At 46.4% G+C, this 26352-nt stretch carries 29 protein-coding genes and 1 pseudogene; 9 read left to right on the top strand and 21 right to left on the bottom strand.

Features of this window, described 5'->3' with window-relative positions; translation table 11 throughout:
- Positions 1-55: 55 nt before the first annotated feature.
- The gene (locus tag VER99_RS18290; protein ID WP_014233479.1) at positions 56-829 is read right to left on the bottom strand and encodes a siderophore-interacting protein; all 774 of its coding nucleotides are present in this window, start codon (positions 827-829) and stop codon (positions 56-58) included.
- 194 nt (positions 830-1023) lie between these two features.
- Entirely contained in the window at positions 1024-1608 is a 585-nt protein-coding gene (locus VER99_RS18285) for a LysE family translocator (protein WP_014233480.1), read from the bottom strand.
- Between the two features lie 126 nt (positions 1609-1734).
- On the opposite strand from VER99_RS18285, the gene VER99_RS18280 reads away from it, so the two are divergent.
- On the top strand, positions 1735-2175 hold the full coding sequence (locus tag VER99_RS18280; RefSeq protein ID WP_014233481.1) for an Lrp/AsnC family transcriptional regulator: 441 nt from the start codon (positions 1735-1737) through the stop codon (positions 2173-2175).
- A gap of 30 nt (positions 2176-2205) precedes the next feature.
- Here the strand turns inward: VER99_RS18280 and VER99_RS18275 are convergent, their stop codons facing one another.
- Both VER99_RS18275 and VER99_RS18270 read right to left on the bottom strand, forming a co-directional pair.
- Positions 2206-2823, bottom strand: coding sequence for an HAD family hydrolase (locus VER99_RS18275; protein WP_020335093.1), 618 nt, complete (start codon positions 2821-2823; stop codon positions 2206-2208).
- A 49-nt stretch (positions 2824-2872) separates the two neighbouring features.
- A complete protein-coding gene (locus VER99_RS18270) occupies positions 2873-3184 on the bottom strand; it encodes a cupin domain-containing protein (protein WP_020335094.1) in 312 nt (103 codons plus the stop codon).
- 361 nt (positions 3185-3545) lie between these two features.
- Here VER99_RS18270 and ompW point away from each other — a divergent pair, with 361 nt between their 5' ends.
- Positions 3546-4187 (top strand): outer membrane protein OmpW, encoded by a 642-nt coding sequence (gene ompW / locus VER99_RS18265; RefSeq protein ID WP_020335095.1) that lies wholly within the window; start codon positions 3546-3548, stop codon positions 4185-4187.
- 153 nt (positions 4188-4340) lie between these two features.
- On the opposite strand, the gene VER99_RS18260 is transcribed toward ompW, so the two are convergent.
- Positions 4341-4586, bottom strand: coding sequence for a Rho-binding antiterminator (locus VER99_RS18260; RefSeq protein ID WP_020335096.1), 246 nt, complete (start codon positions 4584-4586; stop codon positions 4341-4343).
- A gap of 190 nt (positions 4587-4776) precedes the next feature.
- On the opposite strand from VER99_RS18260, the gene VER99_RS18255 reads away from it, so the two are divergent.
- On the top strand, positions 4777-5910 hold the full coding sequence (locus VER99_RS18255) for an MBL fold metallo-hydrolase (RefSeq protein ID WP_020335097.1): 1134 nt from the start codon (positions 4777-4779) through the stop codon (positions 5908-5910).
- A gap of 93 nt (positions 5911-6003) precedes the next feature.
- Here VER99_RS18255 and VER99_RS18250 read toward each other — a convergent pair whose 3' ends face one another.
- The 5 genes from VER99_RS18250 to VER99_RS18230 all read right to left on the bottom strand — a co-directional run bounded on the left by VER99_RS18250 (position 6004) and on the right by VER99_RS18230 (position 9919).
- On the bottom strand, positions 6004-6519 hold the full coding sequence (locus VER99_RS18250) for a macro domain-containing protein (protein WP_020335098.1): 516 nt from the start codon (positions 6517-6519) through the stop codon (positions 6004-6006).
- Positions 6520-6559: 40 nt separating this feature from the next.
- Positions 6560-6985 (bottom strand): VOC family protein, encoded by a 426-nt coding sequence (locus tag VER99_RS18245; protein ID WP_014233488.1) that lies wholly within the window; start codon positions 6983-6985, stop codon positions 6560-6562.
- Between the two features lie 126 nt (positions 6986-7111).
- On the bottom strand, positions 7112-7441 hold the full coding sequence (locus tag VER99_RS18240; protein WP_020335099.1) for a DUF4144 family protein: 330 nt from the start codon (positions 7439-7441) through the stop codon (positions 7112-7114).
- 25 nt (positions 7442-7466) lie between these two features.
- Complete coding sequence (locus tag VER99_RS18235) at positions 7467-8003, bottom strand: DUF924 family protein (protein ID WP_020335100.1); 537 nt, start codon at positions 8001-8003, stop codon at positions 7467-7469.
- A gap of 68 nt (positions 8004-8071) precedes the next feature.
- A complete protein-coding gene (locus VER99_RS18230) occupies positions 8072-9919 on the bottom strand; it encodes a M3 family metallopeptidase (RefSeq protein WP_020335101.1) in 1848 nt (615 codons plus the stop codon).
- A 310-nt stretch (positions 9920-10229) separates the two neighbouring features.
- On the opposite strand from VER99_RS18230, the gene VER99_RS18225 reads away from it, so the two are divergent.
- A complete protein-coding gene (locus tag VER99_RS18225; protein ID WP_020335102.1) occupies positions 10230-10592 on the top strand; it encodes a hypothetical protein in 363 nt (120 codons plus the stop codon).
- Between the two features lie 70 nt (positions 10593-10662).
- On the opposite strand, the gene VER99_RS18220 is transcribed toward VER99_RS18225, so the two are convergent.
- Positions 10663-10836, bottom strand: a complete 174-nt coding sequence (locus tag VER99_RS18220) for a hypothetical protein (RefSeq protein WP_014233493.1) — start codon at positions 10834-10836, stop codon at positions 10663-10665.
- A gap of 238 nt (positions 10837-11074) precedes the next feature.
- Between VER99_RS18220 and VER99_RS18215 the strand changes: the two genes are divergently transcribed.
- The 3 genes from VER99_RS18215 to VER99_RS18205 all read left to right on the top strand — a co-directional run bounded on the left by VER99_RS18215 (position 11075) and on the right by VER99_RS18205 (position 14876).
- Positions 11075-12217: a sugar diacid recognition domain-containing protein gene (locus tag VER99_RS18215; RefSeq protein WP_020335103.1), complete on the top strand. Its 1143-nt coding sequence runs from the start codon at positions 11075-11077 to the stop codon at positions 12215-12217.
- A 162-nt stretch (positions 12218-12379) separates the two neighbouring features.
- Entirely contained in the window at positions 12380-13729 is a 1350-nt protein-coding gene (locus VER99_RS18210; RefSeq protein ID WP_014233495.1) for a GntP family permease, read from the top strand.
- 16 nt (positions 13730-13745) lie between these two features.
- Entirely contained in the window at positions 13746-14876 is a 1131-nt protein-coding gene (locus tag VER99_RS18205) for a glycerate kinase (protein WP_020335104.1), read from the top strand.
- 76 nt (positions 14877-14952) lie between these two features.
- Here VER99_RS18205 and VER99_RS18200 read toward each other — a convergent pair whose 3' ends face one another.
- A complete protein-coding gene (locus tag VER99_RS18200) occupies positions 14953-15423 on the bottom strand; it encodes an HAD family hydrolase (protein ID WP_020335105.1) in 471 nt (156 codons plus the stop codon).
- Between the two features lie 35 nt (positions 15424-15458).
- Positions 15459-15974 (bottom strand): GNAT family N-acetyltransferase, encoded by a 516-nt coding sequence (locus VER99_RS18195; protein WP_024372615.1) that lies wholly within the window; start codon positions 15972-15974, stop codon positions 15459-15461.
- A gap of 269 nt (positions 15975-16243) precedes the next feature.
- Between VER99_RS18195 and VER99_RS18190 the strand changes: the two genes are divergently transcribed.
- Positions 16244-17338, top strand: a complete 1095-nt coding sequence (locus VER99_RS18190; RefSeq protein WP_024372614.1) for a NapC/NirT family cytochrome c — start codon at positions 16244-16246, stop codon at positions 17336-17338.
- A 22-nt stretch (positions 17339-17360) separates the two neighbouring features.
- Positions 17361-19808 (top strand): molybdopterin guanine dinucleotide-containing S/N-oxide reductase, encoded by a 2448-nt coding sequence (locus VER99_RS18185; RefSeq protein WP_020335107.1) that lies wholly within the window; start codon positions 17361-17363, stop codon positions 19806-19808.
- 70 nt (positions 19809-19878) lie between these two features.
- Here the strand turns inward: VER99_RS18185 and VER99_RS18180 are convergent, their stop codons facing one another.
- The 8 genes and pseudogenes from VER99_RS18180 to thiD form a co-directional block, all read right to left on the bottom strand.
- Positions 19879-20604, bottom strand: a complete 726-nt coding sequence (locus tag VER99_RS18180; RefSeq protein ID WP_024372613.1) for a phosphatase PAP2 family protein — start codon at positions 20602-20604, stop codon at positions 19879-19881.
- A gap of 138 nt (positions 20605-20742) precedes the next feature.
- Positions 20743-21357, bottom strand: a complete 615-nt coding sequence (gene thiE, locus VER99_RS18175) for a thiamine phosphate synthase (RefSeq protein WP_020335109.1) — start codon at positions 21355-21357, stop codon at positions 20743-20745.
- 59 nt (positions 21358-21416) lie between these two features.
- Positions 21417-22214 (bottom strand): hydroxyethylthiazole kinase, encoded by a 798-nt coding sequence (gene thiM / locus VER99_RS18170; RefSeq protein ID WP_020335110.1) that lies wholly within the window; start codon positions 22212-22214, stop codon positions 21417-21419.
- 12 nt (positions 22215-22226) lie between these two features.
- Positions 22227-22895: a thiaminase II gene (gene tenA, locus VER99_RS18165; protein ID WP_014233504.1), complete on the bottom strand. Its 669-nt coding sequence runs from the start codon at positions 22893-22895 to the stop codon at positions 22227-22229.
- An 18-nt stretch (positions 22896-22913) separates the two neighbouring features.
- Complete coding sequence (locus VER99_RS18160; RefSeq protein WP_020335111.1) at positions 22914-23864, bottom strand: ABC transporter substrate-binding protein; 951 nt, start codon at positions 23862-23864, stop codon at positions 22914-22916.
- A gap of 37 nt (positions 23865-23901) precedes the next feature.
- Positions 23902-24636 (bottom strand): annotated as a pseudogene (locus VER99_RS18155) (ABC transporter permease); the annotation flags it as partial.
- Between the two features lie 58 nt (positions 24637-24694).
- Positions 24695-25453, bottom strand: a complete 759-nt coding sequence (locus VER99_RS18150; RefSeq protein ID WP_020335113.1) for an ABC transporter ATP-binding protein — start codon at positions 25451-25453, stop codon at positions 24695-24697.
- Positions 25443-26300, bottom strand: a complete 858-nt coding sequence (thiD, locus tag VER99_RS18145; RefSeq protein ID WP_020335114.1) for a bifunctional hydroxymethylpyrimidine kinase/phosphomethylpyrimidine kinase — start codon at positions 26298-26300, stop codon at positions 25443-25445. The genes VER99_RS18150 and thiD overlap by 11 nt, the downstream gene beginning before the upstream one ends.
- Positions 26301-26352 lie beyond the last annotated feature (52 nt).

Genomic DNA, 26352 nt, shown 5'->3' with positions numbered 1-26352 from the left:
ATTAGGCATTTTGCCGACGCCCGGCTCCACCGGGCGTATTTTTTATCGTGAATTGCTATTGATTGGATTCGGCATCTTCACGCTTAATCACTTTGTGCCCATCTTCTGCCACGCCTTGTTTCCAGTAGCTGCTGATGTAGATATTTTCACGCTCGACTTCTTTTTCATTGCGGAAGTACTGGCGTAATGCGCGCATAGAATCAAACTCACAAGCACACCAAACGGCGGCATTCCCTTCCAACCATTCCAATTCGCGAACGGCGTCTGCCAGATTTTGTCCTTCAGTCAGCCAAATCAGTTCCATACCCGCCGGCGCGTGCAGTGGTTGAATGTCTGCGGCGGAGATGACGCTAATTACCGCATAGCCCTTTGCTTCTTCAGACAACGTTCGGATTTTGGCGGACAGAGCAGGGAGGGCAGTCATATCGGCGGCCATGAAAAACCAATCTGCGTCGGTATTGAGGTTAGAAATACTACCCGGACCAACGATGTTGATGGTGTCTCCTTTCTGTGCTGACATCGCCCAGCGAGCGGCGAATCCACATTGCAGATCTTGTGTGATATGTCGAACAAAATCGACTTCAATGCTGCATTTCTCTGGATGGTAACGGCGAATGGTATAAGTACGCATCAACGGGCGATTATCTTCAGACATCGCTTCTAAAGTGGTTCCACCATCTTGATTAAAAAGCAGCTTAATGTAGCTACCCTCACAGTCTGCCGGGAATTGGCTGAGGGCGTCTCCTTGCAAAGTAAGGCGCTGCATGTTTGGGGTAATCGTTTCTGTGTGCGTAACGACAAGTTCTTTAGGTTCAGGTTTCTTTTTCATCTTTACTTTTCTCGATAATTATTCTCTTTCTCATTTAAGAATATCAATATCTCTCTTGAGAGAGTAGTGTCTTTAAACAAATTTACACTGTGAATTGAAACTGAAACTCAAACCTAAGCGAGAATGTTCGCTTGTTCGATGATTATCCCTCAAACATTAAAAAAACCTCCGTAGAGGTTTTGATTGGGATTCAGTTATATCATTGGAATCGTCGATAAAAGCAGTAATGCCGCCATGCCGTAATTAAACCCTTTGACACGTTTAGATGTGGTTAACCAGCGCTGTAGCTGTATCCCGGCAGCGGTCCAAAAAGTGACTGAGGGTAGGTTAGCCAAGCAGAAGATACCTGCAATAAATGTCAGCTCTAACCATGCGGCACCCGAGCTGTATACCGTGACAGCCGTGAGCGCCATTGACCAGCCTTTTGGATTCACCCACTGAAATGCCGCCGCACCGATAAAGGACATTGGCTTAAAATCATTTTTTGTTTCTGCTTTACCACTGGTGGCGATTTTATAAGTCAGATACAGCAAGTAACTTAAGCTGAGTGCTTTTAATATTGTATGGGTAACCGGATACGCGTGAAATAACCCCATTAAGCCAATACCAACCAGAATTAGCATTGCACCAAAGCCAAAAGTAATACCTAACATGTGTGGAATGGTGCGTTTAAACCCGACATTCGCGCCTGATGTCATCAGCATGATATTGTTCGGGCCCGGAGTAAAAGTCGATACAAAAGCAAACAATGCCAGAGCGCCTAATTGATGGTATTCCATAGTTTTTTCCTTACATCAAAACTGTCCTGAGTGGACGTCATCTTTCAAACAACTATAAGTAGAAACGTCATCAATATTGTGCTTTTATTGACCTTGAATGGATTAATTAAGCAATAAAAAATCACTATGGATAAATTTGACGAAAGAATATTGCAAGAGCTTAAGTTGGACGGAAGAATCTCCAATGTTGAGCTGTCTGAGAGAGTTGGTTTGTCACCTTCTGCGACGTTGCGCCGTGTGCAAGAATTGGAGCGTCAAGGCGTGATCAAAGGCTATCGTGCGGTGCTCGACAGTCAGCAACTGGGTGTCGGTTTTGTCGCGTATGTTTCGATAGGGTTAGCTTCTCACTCTAAACAGGCGCAGCACGCGTTTGAGGATCACGTACGTTTTGTGAAAGAAGTCGTTGAGTGTCATAACATCACTGGCGCGAATGAATATTTGTTGCGAGTAGAAACGCGGGACTTAGCCGCCTACAAAGCGTTTCATGCTGGCGTTCTTGGGGAGTGTGAGCACGTTCAGGGGATTACAACCATGGTGGTGATGGACACGCCTAAAGATGAGCGATGATAGCCTTACCACTGCTGCTTTTGGCGGTGTCTACGTGGTTTCCCACTTTTTCCAGTTCAGCATGGCGTGATCGGCAAGTTTGAGCATCGGGATATCTTCATGAGTATCACCGTAGGCATAGACGGAGGCAAAATCATTCAAGTTAAATGATTCGTGTACTCGTCTTACTTTTCTTTCCAAACTGCAATCGCCTTGCAGATATCGTCCGCTGATTGTGGGCGTGTTGATCAGCAGTTCACTGCACAGTAGATGGTATCCGTTTGCTTCACACCACGGCCGTAAATACGCATTTAGGGAAGCTGATACCACGACAATGGTATCGCCATTTTGTTGATGCCAATCCAGTTTATCTGCGGCTTCTGGTCTGAGGTATTGGGGGATAATATCGTTAGCGAATTGAGTACCGATGGCGTTAACGTGCTGTGTCTCTTTTCCCGCAAAGGCAATAAAGCTCGCAATTGGACGCATAATGTGCGCAGGTAATATTCCAATTTTGTACAACAAGTAGAATGGCGTGAGTACGAACTTGCCGACGCTCTTTCGCTTGCCTGATGCGGAATAGTGCAAGAACAGGCTGTACATATCCTGGTTGGTGATGGTGCCATCAAAATCAAACAGTGCCAATGACGGCTTTTTCACATCGCTCACTATGAATGCCTACTTGTTTTCGCTTTTATCAAGGTAACTTGATTTTGAATTATTGGTAAAATACCGCCAACCAAATTGTTTCCGTATCGGGGGCGGTCCAACTGACTTTGTGTTTAGTATGTGCCGGGATATTAATGTAATCGCCTGCTTCTAGACGTTTGACTATATCATTCTCAAAAGTGAGCTCTCCCGCTCCTGTTAATACCAGCACCCACTCATTTTCTTCTTGATCGTACCAACCAGTTTCGGGAGAAGTCTGCCCGTAAGAAACAATACGTTCAATACGCAACTTGTCGTAACACAGCAGATCTTCAAATATTTCTTCATTAACATCATGAGGTAAGTCTTTAAACAGGTTCATCGCGTTTCCTGAGCTTGAAAAGTGTCTCACTCATCTGATGATAAGTGATTTATCGTCGTTCAGCCTGCTTGAGCTAATGCCTCTAAAGGGGCAAGAGCTTCTCACACGCACATTTTGCATTACAAGGTTGTGTATCATTTGCATAATTTGTTGATCAATTTGGCGCTTTCTAACACAGACTCGCTATATTTTTTACAAATTGATTTCCGTCAAAATAGTAAGGTTTTTATGTGCTAGATTGCGCGCAGTTAACAAATATAAATACCCGGGTTCGTTAACACTCTGACTTTCCATTGGATATTGCAGAGTTTCATGAACCAGTGACGGGTACAAAAACGAAGCCCTATAAAAGGAAATAAAAATGAAAAAAACAATCTGCAGTTTGGCAGTGGTTGCTGCGCTCGTGTCACCAAGTGTTTTCGCTCATAAACAAGGTGACTTCGTTCTTCGCGTGGGTGCAGCGTCTGTTGTCCCTAATGATAGCAGCGATAAAATTCTTGGTTCCCAAGATGAATTGGAAGTGGATTCTAACACTCAGCTTGGTCTGACATTTGGCTACATGTTTACGGACAACATCAGCTTTGAAGTGCTAGCGGCAACACCGTTTAGTCACGATATTTCTACGGATCTAGTTGGTAGTGATATTGCGAATACCAAACACCTGCCACCAACGTTTATGGTTCAGTACTACTTTGGCGAGCCACAAAGTAAGTTCCGTCCATACGTTGGTGCGGGTCTGAACTACACCATTTTCTTTGATGAAGGCTTTAATAACAAAGGTAAAGTGAATGGCCTGTCGGATCTGAAACTGGACGATTCATTTGGTTTAGCGGCAAACGTTGGTGTGGACTACATGATCAACGATCAATGGTTCCTAAACGCATCTGCTTGGTACGCTAACATTGAAACAGAAGCAACCTACAAAGCAGGTGGCGTGAAGCAAAAGACTGACGTAGAAATTAACCCTTGGGTATTTATGATCAGCGGTGGTTACAAGTTTTAAACAATAACCAGTAGTTTTCAGGTCTTTTGACCGCTAGCAATTTTTATAACGCGCAAGGCTAAAGGCCCAGCGTATGACAGGTTTGGCATGACTTTAGGGGCGGTATTCGGGCACTGCCCCTCTTTTTTGCTCTCATCTTTAAACCATAATGCACTAATCAAACGTTACTTCACTAAAATGTGGGTTGGCTTTTAGCGCTCGCATCATGAGCAGTTGTTCAGTCGGAAAGGCCACATGTTCGCCGTCAACATCAAGAAACAAACATTCTTGTCGCTGCATATCAAAGCCGGTATCAAACGCTCTCCCCTGATGGCTTTCACCATTCTTCAGAGTAATTTCAACAGGTAACTGAAACATACAGGCTATTTCAATAAAATCGTATTGATTGCAGGTCACCATCGTTGTTCTCCCTTTGTACCAAATCTATTTGCTTTAAGTATACCCAGTACAAAATGTTTGGTTTGAGATTCCACTCGAGGGGAATCGTTTCCACTGAAACCTAATCTTCATTTTACGCCTCTGGTTGGTCATAAAACAGACATGAAAGCGGGCTTTACTAAACCTATCGTCGAGCAAACGAAGCTAAGAAATGTCTGAAACGACCCTGAAGAGCAATTTTTTGAGCCCTAAGCGTAAATTAGGCTCACCGATTAAGCCGCAAGCTTATACCGCGCAACTCGCACATCGTATTCATCACTCTCCCCAGTTCGAAAATGGCCGGGTCAAAAATGCCATGCCGAACGTGCCAAGTCATCAGTCGCTCTGGCAGGTTTGCTGGAGCTATTTGGGAGGCCGTGCGCCACTGTGTCCCAATGGACATTTACCTTATTCCCCAATCGTTCAAGATCAGTTTTTACACCGCAGTGATTCTATGCGAGTGACCTGGCTTGGGCACTCAACCATGCTGGTGGAAGTGAATGGGGTTCGTATTCTGACCGATCCGGTATTTGACTATGCTTCACCGTTAATCGCGAAGGCTTGGTTCGAGCGTAACATCCCTAATACACACGCTCGAGAGAGTTTGCCTATCCCAGATGTTATCGTGATCTCGCACGATCATTATGATCACCTAGAGGCTTCGAGTATCCGTTTTTATGCAGATAAATCAGTCACCTTTTACGTGCCGCTTGGCGTTGGTAAACACCTTATCAAATGGGGAGTGTGTGCTGATGATATTGTTGAGTTCGACTGGTGGGAGAGCATACAGTATGCCAATGTCGAGCTTATTTGTACGCCGGCTAACCATAACTCAGGGCGAACTTATCTCGATAAAAACACCACATTGTGGGCTTCATGGGTCATTAAAGGGCGAAGTGAGACACTGTACTTTAGTGGAGACAGTGCTTACGACCAGCATTTTGCCGACATCGCACAGCGGTGCGGACCTATCGACATTGCCTGTTTGGAAGTAGCGGCGGATGTAAAAAACAATCAGGGCTATCCAGTAGAAAACTGGGGCCACATGCAAGCACACCATACGGTTCAGGCATTCAAGGACTTACAGGCGAAAAAGCTATTGCCTGTCCACTGGGCAACTTATGAGTTGTTCACGCATAAATGGGATGAGCCAATTGAAGATTTGATTCGCCATTGCCAAAGCGAAAGCGTAACGTTACTCACGCCTATGCCGGGAGAGAGTTTTCTTGTTCAGAACGAATACAAAAACCGAACTTGGTGGCAGAAGGAATTCAGTGAAGAACTCGTAAGAGGGGTTGAGGTGTAAGCTGTTGTTACATCTTATGCTTATTGACGCCTCAGTGTGGTTAAGTCTTTAGCCTATTCTTCTCTGGTTCTCTTGTTCTCTGGTCTATTGGGTTTATTGATAGGCCGCGAGAGCTTGTTGCCAAATTCTAAGCATCTCATCGCTAAACAGGTAAAAGTGCATCTGCAGCGAGTGGTATTTCGGGCGCTGACAGACTGAGAGTGCCACTTCGGCAGCTTCATGTGGTGGATAACCATAAACCCCGCATGAGATGGCGGGTAGCGCGACAGTTTTACAGCCGCTTTCCAACGCCAGATCGAGTGCGTTTTTATAGGCCGATTCTAACACCGCTCGAGGGTCGTGAAATTTATCGTAGATCGGCCCAACGGCATGAATAACGTAACGTGCGTTTAACTTTCCAGCGGAAGTAATGCGCGCGTAGCCAAAAGGGCAGCGAATACCATCGATTTCTTTCACTGCTAAGCAAGCAACATACAGCTCGCGGCCAGCGACATGGTGAATCGCACCATCGACGCCTCCTCCACCGAGCATGCTTGGATTGGCGGCATTAACGATAGCATCGACTTTTGCTGTGGTGATGTCTCCCTTAATCAGTGAGATAGCGTTCATTCTGTTTGCCTTATCGAAATCATGTTGAGATAGCTGAAACTTACTCGATTATCACCTGAGGTTTGAGCTCGACAACATTCCCCTCGGGATCATTAATATAGAGCGAGCGTCCAAAACCTTGCGCGCCATAACGCTCGGCAAAATCCTCAGTCTGAATATCGTGGGTGTTCAGATATTGGATGAGTTCAGCTTCTTCAAACGGCGTAAGTTGCAAACAAAAGTGATCGACGTTCCTACCATTTTGGACAGGAGGTTTTCCGCCCAGTTTGCCCAGTTCACTCTCTACTGTGACGATATCAATCAATGCTGTACCGGCTCTGAGCTGAGTTAACCCCAATTCAGCGAGCTCCCTTTCGACCGGGCAACCTAGTATGTCTCGATAAAAGTACAACATGGCATTGAGATTAGTTGTTCGCAAAACAATGTGATCGAGTGCTTTTATTTCGATGGGGTTCTGACTAGGCATGTGTTCCTCCTCCTGTTTGCTATTGAGAATAGCATATGGTTGAAGAGTGCTTGGTCATCTGTGAGGGTGGCCAGCAGCACTTAAATCAAGATTAGGAACTTATGTCTGATAGAAGAGTTTGTAATCTTAATCAGCTAACGCAGAAACGGCCTGCTGAACACTACTGAAATGGATTTTAATGATGCATCTTTGAGCCTGACTAAATTCATGAGATTGAATCAGCGTAGTGACTTCTTCGACAGACAGGGTTTTGTTATTTGGGTTCAGGGTTATGTGATTGGCATTATCATGCTGCAAGCCGAAAGTTTGACCGTTTGAATCAATCACGTAATCTTCTTGTCCCCAAATGAGTGCCTGACACTCTGTTTGTAACTCTGAGTGGGATTGCAGATAGATGAGTTCGTCATCGCCCTCTAGCTTCAATAAGCACGGCCACATTACGGTGTTTAGCGTCATTCTATTGCCTTGTTGTTTACTGACGTTAAAAGCCAGAATTTGGTGTTTTCAAAAACTCAACTTCCTCTGGCGTACTCGTTCTTCCTAATATCGCATTACGATGTGGATAACGCCCAAATTGGTCGATGATGGCTTTGTGTTTTAGCTCAAAATCGTAGTTGTTTTCAAGCCCCGGAGCTCGAAATAATTTTTCTGCTTCCACATGGATGACACGAGATTCACTATGCATAAACGGCATGTACAAAAAACTACGTTGATCGCGATTCAGCGCTTTATGCAGACCAAGTCGAATGGCCTCTTGTGCTAACGAGAGCGCGAGTGGATCTTGTGCAAACGCTTTTGGCGTATTGCGGTACACGTTACGCGAAAACTGGTCGAGTACAATGATTTCGGCTAATCGACCTTGTGCACTGTCGCGCCAAGTAAACAGTTCGCAGCGAGCCGCTTGTTCTAGCACTGAGGAAAACCGAATTTCAATGAGTTTATCCAGTTCAGGATTACTTTCGAACCAATTTTGTGGGGTCAGTTCTTCAAACCAGAACTTGATGATTGACTGATGCATAGCGCTTCCTTTTGTAACCATGTGTCAGTAGCAAAGAGCCAGAACGCAGATTCTGGCTCCTCTTTTTACTATCGACCGTACGTTTCTACGATGTAACGTTCAAAATCGTCACACATTTGCTCGTCGGACGTGGTATTGCTTGCGAGTTCCTTACTGCCGTCGACGACTTTAATTGTCGCGTTCAGCGATGCTACGGGAGCTCGTTCACGCGTGGTAAGTGAGTTGATTTTCTGCTGCTGCACTTCCCACGCTTGCTCTGGTGACAGATTACATACGTCGGCAAGATACTTGGCGTTGAATCCTTCACCTGTCAGGCTAACAATCGTTTCGTTGTGCGACAAATTGTTGCCTGCATGCCAGTAATGCTGCGCTAGTAGTGGACCGATTTCTGGGTTGTCGGTTAGGTAACCAAATTTATCCAGGAAGTAAGCTCGGGTCTGATACACCGCCATATGTGCGAGCAGATAACCTTGATAAGCACAAGCGGCTTCGTCAGAGAGCAGGTGCGGAATGGCCATGAGTGGGCGAGGGCTGCATTCCAACCCAAGAATCTGCTTCTCACAATCACGTGCAAGCTTGGTGATGCGCTCTGGCGTTAACTCTTCATCGCTGAGTTGATATAGCGCGCGCTCAAAATATGGCACAACTAAGATACTGCGCTCTTCGTAGGCTTTGAATGGCTGACGGCTGTTGATCATCGCTTGAATGATCTCATCAGGAACGGGGTTACCTTCTTCGTCCAGAGCGTACTGTTTTAGCCAATCCGCATCGGTCAGCAGGCTGTCACAGAACATCGATTGCGTTTCTGCATACGCCATGGACGTCGGTGCAAACTCCTGTGAAAAACAAGGAGCATTCATTTTAACGTTGGCAAAGTGCGCGGCGTGGCCGCCTTCATGGAATAACGTATTAATGCCATCGTAGCCGCTGCCTACTTGGTCTGGTTTGGCATTACTGGTGAAGTTGACCTGCGCAGCAACCCATTCACCTTGGTTGTAAAAAGAAGGAATAGGGCCGTGGCAGAATCCGTTCGGGTATTTACCTTTGCGATCCAGTAAATCCAGAGTCAGTGTTGCGCCTGAGTAATCAATGTTCAGACGGCCAAACGACTCTACCCAGCGTCGCAGAGATTTCGAGAACGGTACGTATGGGTCTAGGTCACGCATGACGTCACCTGCGAATGAATAGATAAAGTTGTGGCCTGTCAGCGCACTTTGACCTTTCTCTTTCGCCAGGTTTTCTAAACTATTCAGGTGCGCATCTCGAGTACGCTGTTCGAAATCTTCCAGAATCTCGAACAGCTGCTCAGAGGTCATCTTCTCGGTTTTTTGTACTGAGTAATCAAAGAAAGTTGCATAGCCCAATGAACGAGCAAATTGATTACGCAGTTTAATCAACTCAATAAAGCCATTTTCCAGCAACCATTGCTCAAGGTTTAGCAGCGCCTGATGCGCAGATTGGCGCACTTCTTCATGATTATTGGTTCGAATGGTTGAGCTCAATACCGGAAGCGAACCTTCGGTTTGTTTGCCATTTTCATCGGTAAACGTTTGGACGTGGTTCTGTTTTTTTTCAAAAAGCTCAGCTTCAAAGGCAATCAATTGATTTTTTAATGCTTGCGCTTTTTCGCCTTCGATAGCATGTGACTCAAACATCGCCAGCCAGCCTGACAAACCCGTGATGGTTTGCTGCTTTTCTTGCGGGTCAGAAATGGAGTCAGCGGCTTCAAGTTGTTGTTTGATTGCGGTAATTTGTTCCGCGTTGCTCAAAAAGCTTGTCCATGCTGTTTGTGCTTGCGTCGAACCGTCATGGTCATCGCTGATCCCCATGTAAGTTTCCCAAAAGAAATCTTCCTTGGTGCGGTGAATCGCGAGGTAGCGCTGATTGAGGTCGTTGAGGTAATGCGTTGCGGTCATTTTGATCCTTCAAATGGTTGCGTTATGTAGACGGTTGATTATGGCACGCTTGGGAGCAAGAAAGGAGTTTGCGCCTTATTTACTGCTTTTGCTGTTCGTAAACGTGGTTTTACTATTCGTTTACATTTTAATGGGTTAGTGGCTGATTTGTTTCTAAGCGAGCCTGCAAATTAAACCTGGTTGGTTAAAGCGTAGGCGATTGTTTGCCTCAGTCTCGTCGTTGATCACGGCATTTATCATCAAAGCCATACACAGATAGTTTTTGCATATATAGTTTATGCATTCTCTTTCAGCAACGATAAAAATTAAAATGACAAAGAAAACAATTACAACGTTACTGACACTAGGTTTGATGTTGACAGGGTGCTCGTCGGTTACATCGCCACAAAAGGATTCCGTGAATAGTATCCAAGAGAAATGTGCACTTATTCTCAGTAGCCATATGTCCGAGGATCAGCGCTGGGCGGTCTACAATGACTTGCTGCAGGAGTACGCAATACATGCGTTACACAATCAGGCTGACGGTAACCGATTCAATGCGTTTATCCAGTCTGTGCAATCGGATGAAACCAGACAATTAATGACGGAGTTGATTGAGGTGACCGATTGGGGATGCGCGAATGGTAACTATCTCGAAGAGATGACGATGTTTATCGAAGAAGTGACAAAATAAACCGAGCGTAGGCCGCTCGGTTTTGTGTCTGTTATTCAGCAGGAGTTAAGAACCACAATGGGTTGTGTGATTACTCTTCAGGGTATTCACCCATGCCTTGAGTTTTACCTTCTGCTTTCCAATGCTCACCTGGGTCAAACGCTTCATCACATAAGTCAACGGTATAGCCCATTTCGGTAATTTCTTTCAATGTTAGGTTGTCAGCGATTTTTGCAACTTCGCCAGCCTTATTGTGTAATTCCATGGTTGTTCTCCCTTACTTCCGTTTTTCGCCAAGTGACTTCAACGTGCTGCTCCAAGTACATCGAAGTGCCTTTGGTTTAAGTATATATGCCAGACGTGATAATGACGTATAAAACCCTATTTTTAATAAGTCTAATAAAGCGCTGGTAAGAGCTACTCGTCTAATTTGTATTAACGTCATGGTGATATTGGACAGTTTGTGATTTATTGGATTGTTCATTGTTTAGGAAGGAAACGTTATGGTGATTCTGGATCATGTGCTCGCACAGGAGATCGTCGACAGAACCATGTCTATTATTGGTCACAATGTTAATGTGATGAACTCATCTGGCATCATTATAGGCAGCGGTGACGCCAAGCGAATTGGGCAGGTGCATGACGGGGCGGTGCTTGCGATAAGTCACGGGGAATCCTTAGAATTAACTCAACAGCAATGTTCCACTTTGCAGGGCGTGAAACCGGGTATCAATATGCTGCTCAAACTTCATGGTGAAGTGGTAGGCACGGTTGGTGTTACTGGAGAGCCAGACACCATACGCGATTTTGCGAGTTTGGTTAAAATGACGGCTGAGCTCACCATTGAACAAGCCGCATTGGTCGAAAAGTTTCAGTGGGATAGGCGTCATCGAGAGGAGTTTATTCTGTCTTGGATCAAGGGCAGTTTAACCGACGAAGAGCTTAAAGATTGGGCAATGCGACTGTCGATTGATATTACTCAGCCCAGAGTCGCTACGGTAATTGAAGTTTCGACTTCATCAGCCTCGAAAAGCATGAAAAGTGTGCGAAATATTGTTGAGCTGTTGGAATATCCAGAACGAAATAACCTTGTCGCCATTGTCTCTGTAAACGAAATTGTCGTTCTTAAGCCGTGTCAAAGTATCAAACAGTGGAACAGCCAAATAGAAAGCGAACGGATTGATAAATTGATGTCTCGCTTAAGTGACCATGACTCACATACCTTTCATATTGCTCTTGGTCAGGTATTTAGCGAGCCCAAAGATGTGGCGTTATCGTATCAAAGTGCTAAGCAAGTATTAGCCGTTGGGAAGCAGTTTTACCCAGAGCGACGTAAATACTTATTTGATGATTTACGCTTGCCGGTGTTGTTGGCTCCTTTGGCGGATATTTGGCAGGGTGAACAAATTATTGATAGTGTGAACCTGTTGAAGGGCAAAGATAAATCTGGTCAGTTACTGAAAACACTGGATGTATTATTCGAATGCGACGGGAACGTGAAAGAGTGCGCTAATGCTATGTTTATTCATAGAAATACACTTAGGTATCGTTTGGATAAGATCACGGAAATCACCGGTTTATCCACTACAGATTTTGTGGGTTTAGCTGAGCTATATATTGCGACCCGGCTCTCAAAAATGACCTAATATTGTGCATTGGCCCAATAACAGCTAATTTTCTATTCCGATCATTTGTCACTCGGCCTAAAGGAATTTGATCGCAATCAATTGATAATTCTAATGTCCCTACATATTGAGTGAGCGAGTCGTTTGACTCAGCTCGATACAATAAAAATAAATGGAGTTATCATGAACCTTATATTAATCCTGCTCGGGGTGATCGCGTTTATCGTGCTTACCACCACCAAATTTAAGTTACATCCCTTCCTCGCTTTAATAATCGCGGCGTTTCTTGCTGCGTTTGCATATGGCTTACCTGCCGATAGCATTGCTAAAACCATCGCTTCTGGCTTTGGCGGTATCCTTGGATACATCGGTTTAGTTATCGTCCTAGGTACCATCATCGGTGTTATCCTGGAAAAAAGTGGCGCAGCGATAACCATGGCGGATACTGTGATTAAAGTGCTGGGTGAGCGTTTTCCAACCCTCACGATGAGTATTATCGGTTACATCGTTTCTGTGCCAGTATTCTGTGATTCTGGCTTCGTTATTCTTAATTCTTTGAAAGAGTCACTGGCCAAGCGACTCAAAACGTCAAGTGTGGCGATGAGTGTGGCACTAGCAACAGGTTTATACGCGACACACACCTTTGTACCGCCAACTCCGGGCCCTATTGCAGCAGCAGGTAACCTTGGTTTGGAATCTAACCTTGGTTTGGTTATTGGCGTGGGTATCTTTGTAGCGGCGGTCGCAGCGTTAGCAGGTATGTTATGGGCAAACCGATTCAAACATGTTGAGCCTGATGGCCTTGAAGCAGAAGAAATTCAACATGATTGGAAAGCTCTGAAAGCCTCTTACGGAAAACTTCCGACCGCAAGCCAGGCATTTGCTCCAATTTTTGTTCCAATCTTACTGATCTGTTTTGGCTCCATTGCAAAATTCCCAAGCTTGCCGTTAGGTGAGGGTATACTGTTTGATGTACTGACTTTCCTAGGTCAACCTTTGACGGCATTGGTCATTGGCTTGTTCCTTTCTGTTCGCCTATTAAAATCAGACCGTAAGATTGAAGAGTTTGGTGAGCGCATTAGCCAAGGCATCACGGCGGCAGCGCCTATTCTATTGATTACTGGTGCTGGTGGTGCATTTGGTGCAGTGCTAAAAGCGACGCCACTTGGTGATTACCTTGGCACGACATTATCAGCGTTAGGTGTTGGTATCTTTATGCCGTTTATTGTTGCCGCAGCTTTAAAGTCAGCGCAAGGTTCTTCAACCGTTGCTTTGGTGACGACCTCTGCTTTGGTAGCGCCAATGCTTACGCAGCTTGGTTTGGATTCAGAAATGGGCCGCGTGCTGACTGTAATGGCAATTGGTGCGGGTGCGATGACGGTTTCACATGCAAACGATAGTTTCTTCTGGGTTGTTTCTCAGTTTAGCCGAATGTCAGTGGGTTTGGCTTATCGAGCGCAAACCATGGCAACCCTAATTCAAGGTGTTACTGCGATGGCGTTGGTATACATTTTGAGTCTCGTTCTCTTATAAGTCTCTGGAAATAGATATGAAAGTGGTAATTGCACCTGATTCATTTAAAGAAAGCTTAACCGCCAAGCAAGTTAGCGAATCGATAAAGGCAGGTCTTGCTCGTGTTTGGCATGATGCCGAGTTTGTTACGGTCCCCGTTGCCGATGGTGGCGAAGGTACTGTCCAGTCCTTGATTGATGCAACTCAAGGTCAGCAAGTATTCACTACTGTTTTTGACCCTTTAAATAAAGAGGTTCAGGCGTTTTACGGCATTCTCGGCGATGGTGAAACTGCTGTGATTGAGATGGCAGAAGCCAGTGGCTTGCATCTTGTTCCTGCGGAAGATCGTGATCCTAAACTGACCAGCAGTTTTGGTACTGGTCAGTTGATTAAACATGCTTTAGATCGTGGTATGCAACGTTTAATCATTGGTTTGGGCGGGAGTGCAACCAATGACGGTGGTGTCGGTATGTTGTCTGCGTTGGGTGTTAAATTTCTTGATGAATCGGGGAATGCAATTGCCACAAACGGTGGTGGCTTAATTAATCTCGCTTCCATCGATACGTCAGGCCTCGACGTCCGTTTAGCACAATGTGAAATACTCGTAGCGTGTGACGTGGATAACCCTCTTTGTGGTGAAAAAGGTGCTTCGGCAACTTTTGGGCCACAGAAAGGAGCGACAACCACTGATATCTCTGTGCTGGATAATGCATTGCGTAAATTTGGTGAGTTGACAGAACAAGTCACAGGTAAGCATGTACTCACCCGAGAAGGTGCAGGTGCTGCGGGTGGCATGGGGGCTGCACTGCTAGGTTACACACCTGCTCGTTTACAACCGGGCATTGAAATTGTATTAGAGACGGTCAAACTAGCGGATCATGTTGCCGATGCTGATATTGTTTTTACCGGAGAAGGAAGAATTGACCATCAAACGGCTCACGGGAAAACTCCGATGGGGGTCGCGAAAGTGGCGAAGCAATTTAACCTACCAGTAATAGCGTTGGCTGGCTGTGTGGGCGACAACTATCAAGCCGTTTATCAATGCGGTATTGATGCGGTATTTCCTTGTGTGCCAAGAGCCATGAGTTTAGCGGATGCGATGACAGAAGCGGAAACTAACGTGGCTAATTTGGCCGAGAACGTCGCACGGTTATGGACAAAGAAATGATTTAGATCTGTCTGAGACAAAAAGATAAAACTCCACGTCATGTGGAGTTTTTTGTTGATATGGTGAACGATGGTACTTAGTCTGAAACCAGCTCTGACAAAAAGCGGATTTGCTGCTCAATGGGTTGACCTGGAGCGGGATCACCAGCAGCGTTAAACCATATAGCATTTAATCCCGCTTCGATCGCTGGGTAGATATCTTTGGTCGGTATGTCACCAATCATGGTCAACTCTTTTTCTTTAGCACCCAGGATTTTCGCCACCGCTTGGTAAAATTCGGCACGATTCTTTTTAATGCCGACATTGGCAAAGCAAAAATAACCGTTGATGTACTGGTCTAAATCAACTCGCTGGAACGCCCGCTGGACATCTTCCATTACTGAATCTGACGCACTGGTCGCGATGTAAATCTGATGATTTTGCGAGAGCGCTGCCAAAACCTCTTTGGCCTGAGGGATCGCTTCGACAGTGTTCCAGTCACACATTTTCCCCTTTGCGTGAGGGAAGTCGACCATTAATGTGTTGCCCCAATCGAATAGATAAATCATGTTTGAATTTTCCCTCTTTCACTCTTTTAACGTTCTTATATTTCCAGAGCGTAGATTTTGTCTGCGAAACGAATACCACCTATTTCATAAGCCTCTGGGATGACTTTCACTAAGCCAAAGCCGCATTTTTCCAACACACGTTCAGAGGCGATATTCCCCTCAGTTACCGTGGCAGAAAATACATTGATCTGATGTTGCGTATGTGCCCAGCTTATTACGGTTTCGAGAGTTTCGGTACCTAATTGCTTGCCATGAAACTCTGGCAGAAGCAAATAGCCGACTTCTGCAGCTCCGTTATGAGCAACAAACCCGGTGATACCTATCGGTTGTTCGGTTAAGGAATCTTTTATCACCAAGCAAAGCCAGTGTTTGCTCTTCGGTGTCCAGGTTGATAAGCGCGATGCGAACTTTTCTCTTAACTGTTCTTCGTTGGGTGCATCGAAACAGAGAGAGATGATATCCCTTTCAGTATGAAGACGATGAAATAATGCCCAGTCGTTTTCCCCGATAGGTGTCATTATTGTTCTGGGAGTGGATAGTTGAATCGACATACGCTTCCTATCTGCATGAGTCTCAACAGACAGTTTCTCACCTTTTTTATACATTGTTCAATTGGTTGCATTTATAAAAGGCATTTATTTTGTAAGTGACGAATTATTCAAATTATTAATGCTGAAACTTTATTTATGGGATCAATGTGGCGATATTTCATTCTTGAGATACAGAAATCAGTAGCGTATGACGTGGATCATGTGCCACCTACCCACAAAGTATTAGTTTACAACCTACAATTACAATTTGTGAGCAAGTGTTGCGAGTTATTACAATGAAAAAACGAACTATTATTTTGTTATTAGCGGTTGGGATAGGGGTTGGTTGGTTAACCCTCGGGGGATCGGCTGCGGTGATGCATTACACTTCATCTACGGAGTTTTGTGTCTCGTGCCATACCATGGAAACACCTTATAAAGAGTATCAAGGGTCTGTTCACTTTAGTAACGCAAAAGGCATTCGCGCAGAATGTTCTGACTGTCACATCCCTCATGAACCTGTCGACTATTTGATTACGAAAATTCGTGCATCGAAGGATATTTACCACGAGTTCATCACAGGCAAAATAGATACGCCTGAAAAATACGAAGCGCACCGGAAAGAATTGGCTGAAATGGTTTGGGAGCAGTTCCGCGAAAATGATTCTGCAACCTGTCGTTCGTGTCACGACTTTGATGCGATGGAACCGTTTGAGCAATCACGTGATGCTGTGAAAATGCACGAGTACGGAATTGCAAACAATCAGACCTGTATTGATTGTCACAAAGGTGTGGCTCACTTCGCACCAGAGGCCGAACTCGACAGTAAAGCGTTTGAAACACTCATGAGCTTTACCACTCAAACCTCTCCTGGAGCAGAAGTGGTTTACCCAGTCACAGCCATCGATATGGGTGAGTTGGGTACTATTAATCCAACAACGAAGTTAGACGTTGTCAGTACGGAAGGTGATGCTCGCACGGTTAAACTGAACGCTTACCAAATGAAAGGCGCTGAACAAGTGCTCTACATGGGTGAAGGTCAACGTGCAATTGTCGCCACACTGACAGAGCAAGGTCAGCAAGCGCTTGAAGGTGGTGAGTTTGCTGCTGATGTATACGGTAACGAATGGCGCTCTGTTTCTTTAACTGGCACGATTGATTCTCCAGTCGTAGATACGCTAGAGCCAGTATGGTCATACGCAGAAGAGTTGGACAATGTTTACTGTGCAACTTGTCATGCGAAGATTCCTTCAAATCACTTCACGGTGAACGCATGGGGACCAGTCGCGAAGAGTATGGGTGATCGCACGGATATTACCGCCGAAAACCTAGAAATTCTGACTAAGTTCTTCCAGCACCACGCGAAAGATGTGGTTGGTCACTAACGATAAATAGAAGGAAACGATTATGACTAATATGACCCGCCGCGGATTTCTGAAAGGCACTGGTATGGCGGCCGGTGCGATGGCATTCACTTCATTTTCACGGTTGTCCGTTGCCTCTTCGGATGCGCGTGGTAAAGGCATCTTAACGGCTGGTCGCATGGGCCCGATGCTGTGTGAAGTGAAAGATGGCAAACTGATTTCTACAACGAATGCGCTGCCTCAGACGGTACCAAACAGCCTGCAAAGCACTGGGCCAGACCAAGTGCATACTAAGGCTCGTGTTAAATACCCAATGGTGCGAAAAGGCTACCTGGCAAACCCATCCTCACCCGAAGGCATTCGAGGCAGTGATGAATTTGAACGCGTGTCCTGGGATGAGGCTTACAAGCTGATCCATGAGCAACACATGCGTATTCGTAAAACCTATGGTCCAGCTTCTGTTTTCGCTGGCTCGTATGGTTGGCGTTCTAGCGGCGTGCTGCACAAAGCGCAGACCCTGCTACAACGCTATATGAGTATGGCGGGCGGTTATTCTGGTCACCTAGGCGATTACTCTACGGGGGCCGCACAGATCATCATGCCGCACGTTGTCGGTTCGATTGAAGTCTATGAGCAACAAACCACTTACCCTGTTGTTCTTGAGCACAGTGACGTGGTGGTTCTTTGGGGGTTAAACCCAATCAACACCCTAAAAATTGCGTGGAGCTCAACTGACTGCGCGGGTCTTGAGTTTTTCCATCAACTGAAAAAATCGGGCAAGACGGTGATTGCGATTGACCCGATTCGTTCTGAAACCATCGAATTCTTTGGTGATAATGCCGAGTGGATCGCGCCGCATCCAATGACTGACGTAGCGATGATGATGGGTATTGCGCACACTTTAGTCAAACAAGGTAAGCATGACAAAGCTTTCCTCGAGAAGTACTCCACGGGTTACGATAAATTCGAAGCGTACTTATTTGGCGAAGAAGACGGGGTAGAGAAATCAGCCGAATGGGCGTCAAGTATCTGTGGTGTGCCTGTTAAGCAGCTAGAGCTGTTGGCAGATATCTTCAGTAAAAACCGCACCATGTTAATGTCTGGCTGGGGCATGCAGCGTCAACAGTACGGTGAGCAACGTCACTGGATGCTGGTTACGCTGGCATCTATGCTGGGTCAGATTGGCTTGCCGGGCGGCGGTTTCGGTCTCTCGTACCACTACTCTAATGGTGGTAACCCTGCCCGAGATGCGGGTGTACTTCCTGCAATTTCAGCATCGTTAGGTGGCGGTTCATCTGCGGGTAATGACTGGGCGGTGTCGGGGGCTGTACAAAGTTTCCCTGTGGCGCGAATTGTGGAAGCGCTGGAAAACCCAGGCAAAGCTTATCATCACAATGGTCACGAGCTGACGTTCCCTGATATCAAAATGATTTGGTGGGCTGGTGGCGCGAACTTTACTCATCACCAAGATACCAATCGTCTTATCAGAGCATGGCAAAAACCTGAACTGATCGTGATTTCAGAACCTTACTGGACAGCTGCTGCGAAGCATGCCGATATCGTTCTGCCAATCACCACGTCGTTTGAACGTAACGATATGACCATGACGGGTGACTACAGTAACCAGCACTTGGTTCCAATGAAGCAGGTGGTAGAGCCTCAGGGAGAAGCGCGTAACGACTTCGATGTTTTTGCCGACATGGCGGAGATGATCGCTCCGGGTGGACGAGATGTGTACACCGAAGGCAAAACGGAAATGGAATGGCTTTACGGGTTCTACAAAGTGGCGCAACAAGGTGGTCGTGGCTCTCGCGTAGCAATGCCGAACTTCAGTAAATTCTGGGAAGACAACCAGCTGATCGAGATGAAATGGAACGAGAAAAACGCTCAGTTTGTCCGTTATGCTGATTTTCGTGAAGATCCTGTTTTGAACCCTCTTGGTACGCCTAGTGGCAAAATTGAAATCTACTCGAAGACGATTGAAGGTTATCAGCTAGAAGATTGTTTGCCGCACCCTGCTTGGTTCGAACCAACAGAATATACGGGTAATGCGCAAGATGGAGAGTTGCAGCTCATGACGGCACACGCAGCCCATCGTCTTCACAGTCAGTTTAACTACGCGAAAATCCGCGAAGAGTACGCGATTGCGAACCGTGAACCGATTTGGATTCACCCTGAAGATGCGAAATCCCGCGGCATAAAAACGGGTGATCTTGTTCGAGCTTTTAATGGCCGAGGTCAGGTGTTAGTCGGCGCAGAAGTGACGGATCGCATCAAGCAAGGTTCGGTTTGTATTCACGAAGGTGGCTGGCCAGATCTGGATCCAAATACCGGGATATGTAAGAACGGTGGTTGCAATGTGCTGACTCTGGATATTCCGACCTCCAGACTCGGCAATGGCTGCGCGGCAAACTCGGCACTGGTCCGTATCGAAAAATATACCGGCCCTGAGTTAGAACTCACCGCGTTTGAACCACCTAAAAATGGGTAGCAACAAGTAGTATTTGACAGCAAGAAGCCAGCAATTCGCTGGCTTCTTTTTTATCTCAAATTCGTTCGTATTAGCGCTGCGCCAAAGCAACAAACGGCATCTTTTTAGTGACCTGAAATGTGGGCAGAAGCGTAAATATCACGGCGACAAATACCACTGAGCCTATCAAATCTTCAGGGCGATGCATGCCTAACCACAAACGGCTGTATGCTACACTGACTCCCCAAAACCAAAGAGCAAAAGCGGAAAAGTAACATTGCTGTTGCAGCATTAAGCCACCAAAGAATGCCAGACAAATTGCGACGAAAATCGTGTGTCCAGAAGGAAAAGAGTAGTCTTTTTCTCCTTGCCAATGGCGGGTTCTCCAATCGCTGACTTGGTTTGAGACGTGTTCAATCGCGCTCGATTGTTGTTCTGTTGTTAGCTGATAAAAAGACTCTGGTGTGTCTATAAGCTGTTCGGCAACCAGAAGTTCGGTATATGGGCGTGGGCTTTCTGTCATCAGTTTTAAGCCTGCTTTACAGACAAAACCAATCACTAACAGTAAGCCAAGCATAGACAGCTTCTGCATCCACTCTTTATAGCTGGGTTTAAATCGATAGAGAGACAGAATCAACAAGATAAGAGTGATAAGAAACCCCTTACTGCCAGCGGAGTCTGTCAATAAAGTGAAGGTGATACCGAGTCCGTCCGATACTGGAGAGGAGAGATTCTGATATGAAGAGGAGAGTGACAATGGGATGATGCCAAGAACAAACAAGGCGAGCATCATCAATCCGTAATTTTTTGTTTTCATTAAGAACTTTTACAACCGGGAATATAGACAGTTATCTTACGCCACTGGGCGTGAAAAACTTATCAAAGATGTGTCAAATCGCAAAAGTAGAGTGAAATTGGTTTGAAGAAACTCATTACTTCATTTGTTCTTGGTATATCAGGCCATTAGGCTAAGTAAGTACTCGCAAGCCAGTTTAGGGTCGTCGGCGTGACAGATAGCCGATACCAGAGCCAAACCGTGTACACCCGTTGCGCTTAGCGCTGGGATAGTCGATTCGTTAATGCCGCCAATCGCGACGATCGGCAGAGATGTAGTATTGAGTGCCATTTTTAAACCATCTATACCCCAGTGTTTTTGGGTGTTGGTTTTGGTCGGTGTCGCATAGATGGCACTTAAGCCTATGTAATCGATGGGTAGGATGTCGACTTCCGCGAGTTGTTGCTCATCCTCAATGGATAAACCGAGGATTTTATTTGGACCAATCAGTTCGCGTGCGATATGAGCAGGCATGTCCGATTGACCGAGGTGCACGCCGTCAGCATCGACTGCAAGTGCAACATCAACTCGGTCATTGATTATCAAAGGTACGTTAGTATTTTTGAGGATATCTTTTACCGCTTGAGCCCGTTCGATGAAAGCACGTACGTCACCATGTTTCTCACGAACTTGCACCATGGTCACGCCACCTTCCACTGCTTTACTGACCACATGCTTGAGCGTGGCAAGATCTTGTTGGTCATCGGTGACCAAATACAAACGATAGGCGTTCATTTTGTTTCCTTTATGCCTCCAACTCTTCGTTATGAGCCGGAGGCATCGATGTTAAGTTGTCAGTCTTTAATGACGGTAAGCTTGAGTCGTTTTGCCAGTGTTTGTTCATCAAGCTGATACAACTCGTCAAGCAAGGTTAATTGTAAGCTACCCGGACCGCGCGCTTGTTCGGCGGCGATTTCACCCGCTACGCCAAGTACGGCAGCGGCGGCCAAACCGGTTTCATCACCCACCGCGGCAAATGCGCCAGTGAGTGCAGATAACGTACAACCCATTCCCGTTACGTATGGCATCATTTCGTGGCCATTGCCGAGTGTTACGGTCTGCGATTTCGTCACGATGTAATCCGTCTCGCCAGAAATCACCACGTTTGCGCCATACTCTGCAACGAGGAACTGCGCAGCGCCTAATGCTGCATCGCTGCTATCCAGAGAATCGACCCCTTTGCTCTGAGCTTGTTCACCAGCCAGAGCAATGATTTCTGACGCGTTACCACGAATGATAAGTTTGTCTGCAAGACGCGCTATCTGACGAGATGTTTCTGTTCGCAGTGTGCTTGCGCCGCAGCCTACAGGATCGAGGACGACAACTTTACCATTGGCATTGGCTTGCTCTACCGCAAAGATCATACGAGGTATCCACTCGCTGTCGAGCGTGCCAATGTTGATCACCAGCGCGCCAGCAAATGACATCATTTCTGCCATCTCTTGTTTTGAGTGCGCCATGATTGGAGAGGCACCAATTGCCAGCAGAGCGTTCGCCGTGTTGTTCATTACAACGTAGTTAGTGATGTTCACAACCAACGGCTTTTGTTGACGTACAGCGGTTAATGCTTGAGTGATATTTTCAATTAACATGGGCGTCTCCAATTAATCTTGCTGAGCATTTAAGCCTTGTTGCCAGAAAGCGACTTCCATACGCGTTGCCGTTTTGAATACCTGAATCAGGTTCTGGCCGCGCTGGCTATTGATATCGATTTCAGCCAATAGCTCGTTAAAGTGCGCTGCGCCCTCCGCAACACCTGACTGGAATTCTTCACCGCCATAGAGGGTGATCCAGCTAGCGTACGGGTTACCTTCAATGATGGTGTTTTCATCTTCCATCAACATTTTGCCAATAACCGCGTAGCCGATAGAGCAAGGCGCTAATGCCGCATACAGGTCAACCAAATCACCCGTCATACCTGCATCTAACACATAGCGTGTGTAGGCTACGGTGCCGAAATCTTCCGGTTCGTTTTCCAGATCGGATTCAGTTAAACCCCATTGACCACAGTAAGTCACATGATGAGCGATTTCTGAATCCAACAACGCATGAACACTCGGTAGTGCGCGACGCATGTCATACAAAGTACGTGCTTTATAAATCGCTAATGCGTAAGCGCGCGCGTATTGCTTGAGAAATAAAAAGTCCTGTTTCAAATAATGCAGAAAACAAGGTTGAGCAAGCGTACCGTTCGCCAGTTGCTGAACGAAAAGGTGCTCGGTGTATTCCTGCCAGTCTTGACGGCAAGCGTCGATCAAATCTTGGTATTTCATAATGGGATAACCTCAGAATTAGTCAAAGCTAGGCACGTAATCTTTCGCTTTTGGTAGCGTTTCGATGATTTTTTGTGAGTACATGAACTCGGCGTAATCGTCGTAGCGTTTTAGATCAACTGCGGATGGGCGAAGCGCGAAACGAGTCAAAGTGTCATTCCAGGCGCGTTGGTTCAGTTCGTTGTTCAGCGTGTCTGGTGAGTAAGCAACAAACTCTTTCCAAGATTGTTTTGGATGGTTCACGATGTAAGTAGTGGCTTGCTCAAGCGCTTTGTTGAAGGCTTTGATGGCCTCTTTGTCGTATGTATTTGCATTCGCGACAAACACAAGTTCGTCATATGCTGGCACGCCGTGTTCTTCCGGGAAGAAGGCTTTAGCTTGGTAACCCTCTAACGCAAGCTGGTTAGTTTCGAAGTTACGTAGTCCACCCCAAATTGCATCCACTTTGCCTGATGCCAGAGAGGAAGATAGCGCCCAGCCAACGTTGATGATTTGTACGTCAGAAAACTTTACATTCTCTTGTGCCAACATTGTGCCGATGGTTGCTTCTTCATTACCCGCGATAGCAATACCGATCTTCTTGCCTTTTAGATCGGCAAGGCTGTCGTTTTTACCGTTGTCCAGCACCATCATGGTATTCAGTGGTGTTGCGATTAATGTTGCAGAGCGGATAAGCGGCAGGCCTGCGGCAACATCAATCGTCAAACTTGGTTGGTATGAAATCGCCATATCCACTTTGCCAGCGGCAACCAGTTTAGGTGGCGTGCTTGGGTCGGCAGGCTCTTGAATGTTGATCTTCAAGCCTTGCTCTTTAAAGTAACCACGTTCTTTCGCAATAACGATAGGGCCGTGGTTCGGATTCACGAACCAATCCAACATCAAAGTCAGCTCTTTTTCGGCCGCCAGTGCGTTAGTTGAAACAATTGAAGCAAGCAGAGCTGCAGCGCTAATAAGTTTGTTTTTATTCACGGGTAATCTTCCTTTTGGTGATCTCTATTTGTTTTATCTATTTGCTTTCCCAAGGGATGGCTTTTTTCAATAATTTGTCAGTGATGAAGTAGAGTGCGATGGACAGCACGGCGAGGATAAACAGTGCGGCAAACATCTCGTCGATGATCATGCGTGCGTTGGCTTGTAGCATCAGATAACCCAAGCCTTCACTTGAACCGACCCACTCACCGACGACCGCTCCAATTGGGGCGATAACGACTGCGACACGAATGCCTGAAGCCAATGTTGGCAGTGCCGCGGGCAACTGAATGTGACGCAGAAGTTGCCATTTCGAAGCGCCCATCGTTTTCGCCAAATCCAGGTATCCGGTTGGGGTATTGCGTAAACCGTCGTAACAACACGTCGTAACAGGGAAAAAGATGATGATCGCTGCCATCACGACTTTTGAAGCGATGCCGTAGCCAAGCCAAAGCATCAGAACGGGTGCAATGGCAAATACCGGAATCGCCTGGCTAGCAATCAGAATCGGTAGCAGCCAGCGTTTTAGTGGTTCGAACAGCAACATTTGCAGCGCAAACAGCAAACCCATCGACAAGCCGAGTCCAAGACCAAGTAGGATTTCCTGTGCGGTGACCCAGGTGTGTGCGAGCAACACGTCATAGCGGGAGATCAATCTATTCAGCACATCAACAGGCGCAGGCAAAATGAAGCTGGGCATATTGAACGCCACGACAATCAGTTGCCACAGGCCTAAAATGACCGCAGTGCTGATCACCAAGCGCAGAGCTGGATGGGTGACTCGTTCTTTTTTGCTGATACGTTCTGAGACGGAGTTGTATTGAGTCATATCACTCATAATCTTTCTCCAGCTGATCCAAGATCGCTTGTTGCAAGGAGGCACATTCGCCATCAAGCACGCGAGGAGGCATCGTATCTGGCACCAGCAGATGTTTAGCTTGTGCAGGTGTGCCTTGCAGTACATACAACTGATTGGCAAGACGAACGGCTTCTTGCGGATCGTGAGTAATCAGCACGGCTGTTTTTCCTTTGAGCAGCGTGGCCGATAAGGTTTGCAGCTTATGACGAGTAACGGCATCGAGTGCAGAGAAAGGCTCGTCCATTAAGACCAGAGGTTTGTCCTGCATCAGTGTACGAGCAAGGGCAACACGCTGGCGCATACCTCCGGAAAGTTGCGTTGGCTTAGCGTAGGCGTAGTCAGCTAATCCAACTTGTTCGAGCAATTGAATCGCTCGCTGTTTCTCATCGGTTGAATTTGAGTTAGCGTGAGAAAAGCGAGAACTCAAACAAACGTTGTCCAGCACGTTGAGCCACGGCAGTAACAAATCCTGTTGAGCCATGTAAGCGATACGCTCGTGCAAAGCTATTCCGTCAGTGGTCGTCAGTTCACCTTGCCATTTCACCTGTTCATCAAGTAAGCCGGCGAGATAGCGCAAAATGGTGGTTTTACCGCAGCCGCTTCGCCCCAGTAAAACCGTCCACTGACCTGCAGGAATGGTCATGTTCACTCCTGCCAGAGTGGGTGCCTGGCTGTCGTTGTATTGCAGACTAGCGTGACTAAACTGAATACCAATCGCGTTAGCGAACATACGTGTGGCCTGCGAAGAAGTGGTGGACCGGACCGTGACCTTTACCGACTTCCAGCTCATCGGCATGGGCGATAGCTTGAGAGATGTACTGTTTACCTAAATGCACGGCTTTGTGTAGGTTATTGCCTTGTCCAAGGTAAGACGCAATAGCAGAAGAAAGCGTACATCCCGTACCGTGCGTATTCTTGGTTGGGAAGCGTTTCGCGCTAATGAGTTCTGAAGAGTCTTGCATGATCAGTAGGTCGCTACTGTTTTCACCTTTCTCCAAGTGACCGCCTTTCAACAAGACTGCTTTTGCGCCGAGTTCACGGAGATCCGCAATCATCTCATTCATTTCAGCTTCGGATTGCGGTGCTGCTTTTCCGGTTAACGCTGCGCCCTCAGGAAGATTTGGGGTGATGATGTCTGCGAGAGGGATGAGTTCTTCTTTTAACGTGCTTATCGCAGAGTGCTCCAGCAATAAATCACCGCTGGTGGCGACCATTACCGGGTCAATGACCAGATGTTTCGGTTGGTATTGTTTAATTTTGTTAGCCACCACTTTGATGATGTTGGCATCGGCCAGCATGCCGACTTTAACGGCCACGATATTAAGGTCAGTAAATACCGCATCGAGTTGGCTTTCAACGTGCTCAAGTGGAATAGGAAAAATGGCTGAGACGCCTTGAGTATTTTGCGAGGTAATTGCAGTAATGACAGAGCATGCAAAACTGCCCGTTGCAGACATGGCTTTAATGTCTGCCTGAATACCAGCGCCGCCACCGCTATCTGATCCAGCGATCGTCAAAACGATTGGGGTTGTTGCAGATGGCGTCTTGTGGGAATTAGGCTGTGATTGCTGCGTCATGGTCGCTCCTATTACAAGACGTATAGGAACTGACTTTGACCACGGTAGGCAG

The organism is Vibrio natriegens NBRC 15636 = ATCC 14048 = DSM 759, from assembly GCF_035621455.1.
GTDB lineage: Bacteria > Pseudomonadota > Gammaproteobacteria > Enterobacterales > Vibrionaceae > Vibrio > Vibrio natriegens.
Note: the sequence above shows the minus strand (reverse complement) of the source record. Positions and strands in the feature narration are given on the sequence as shown.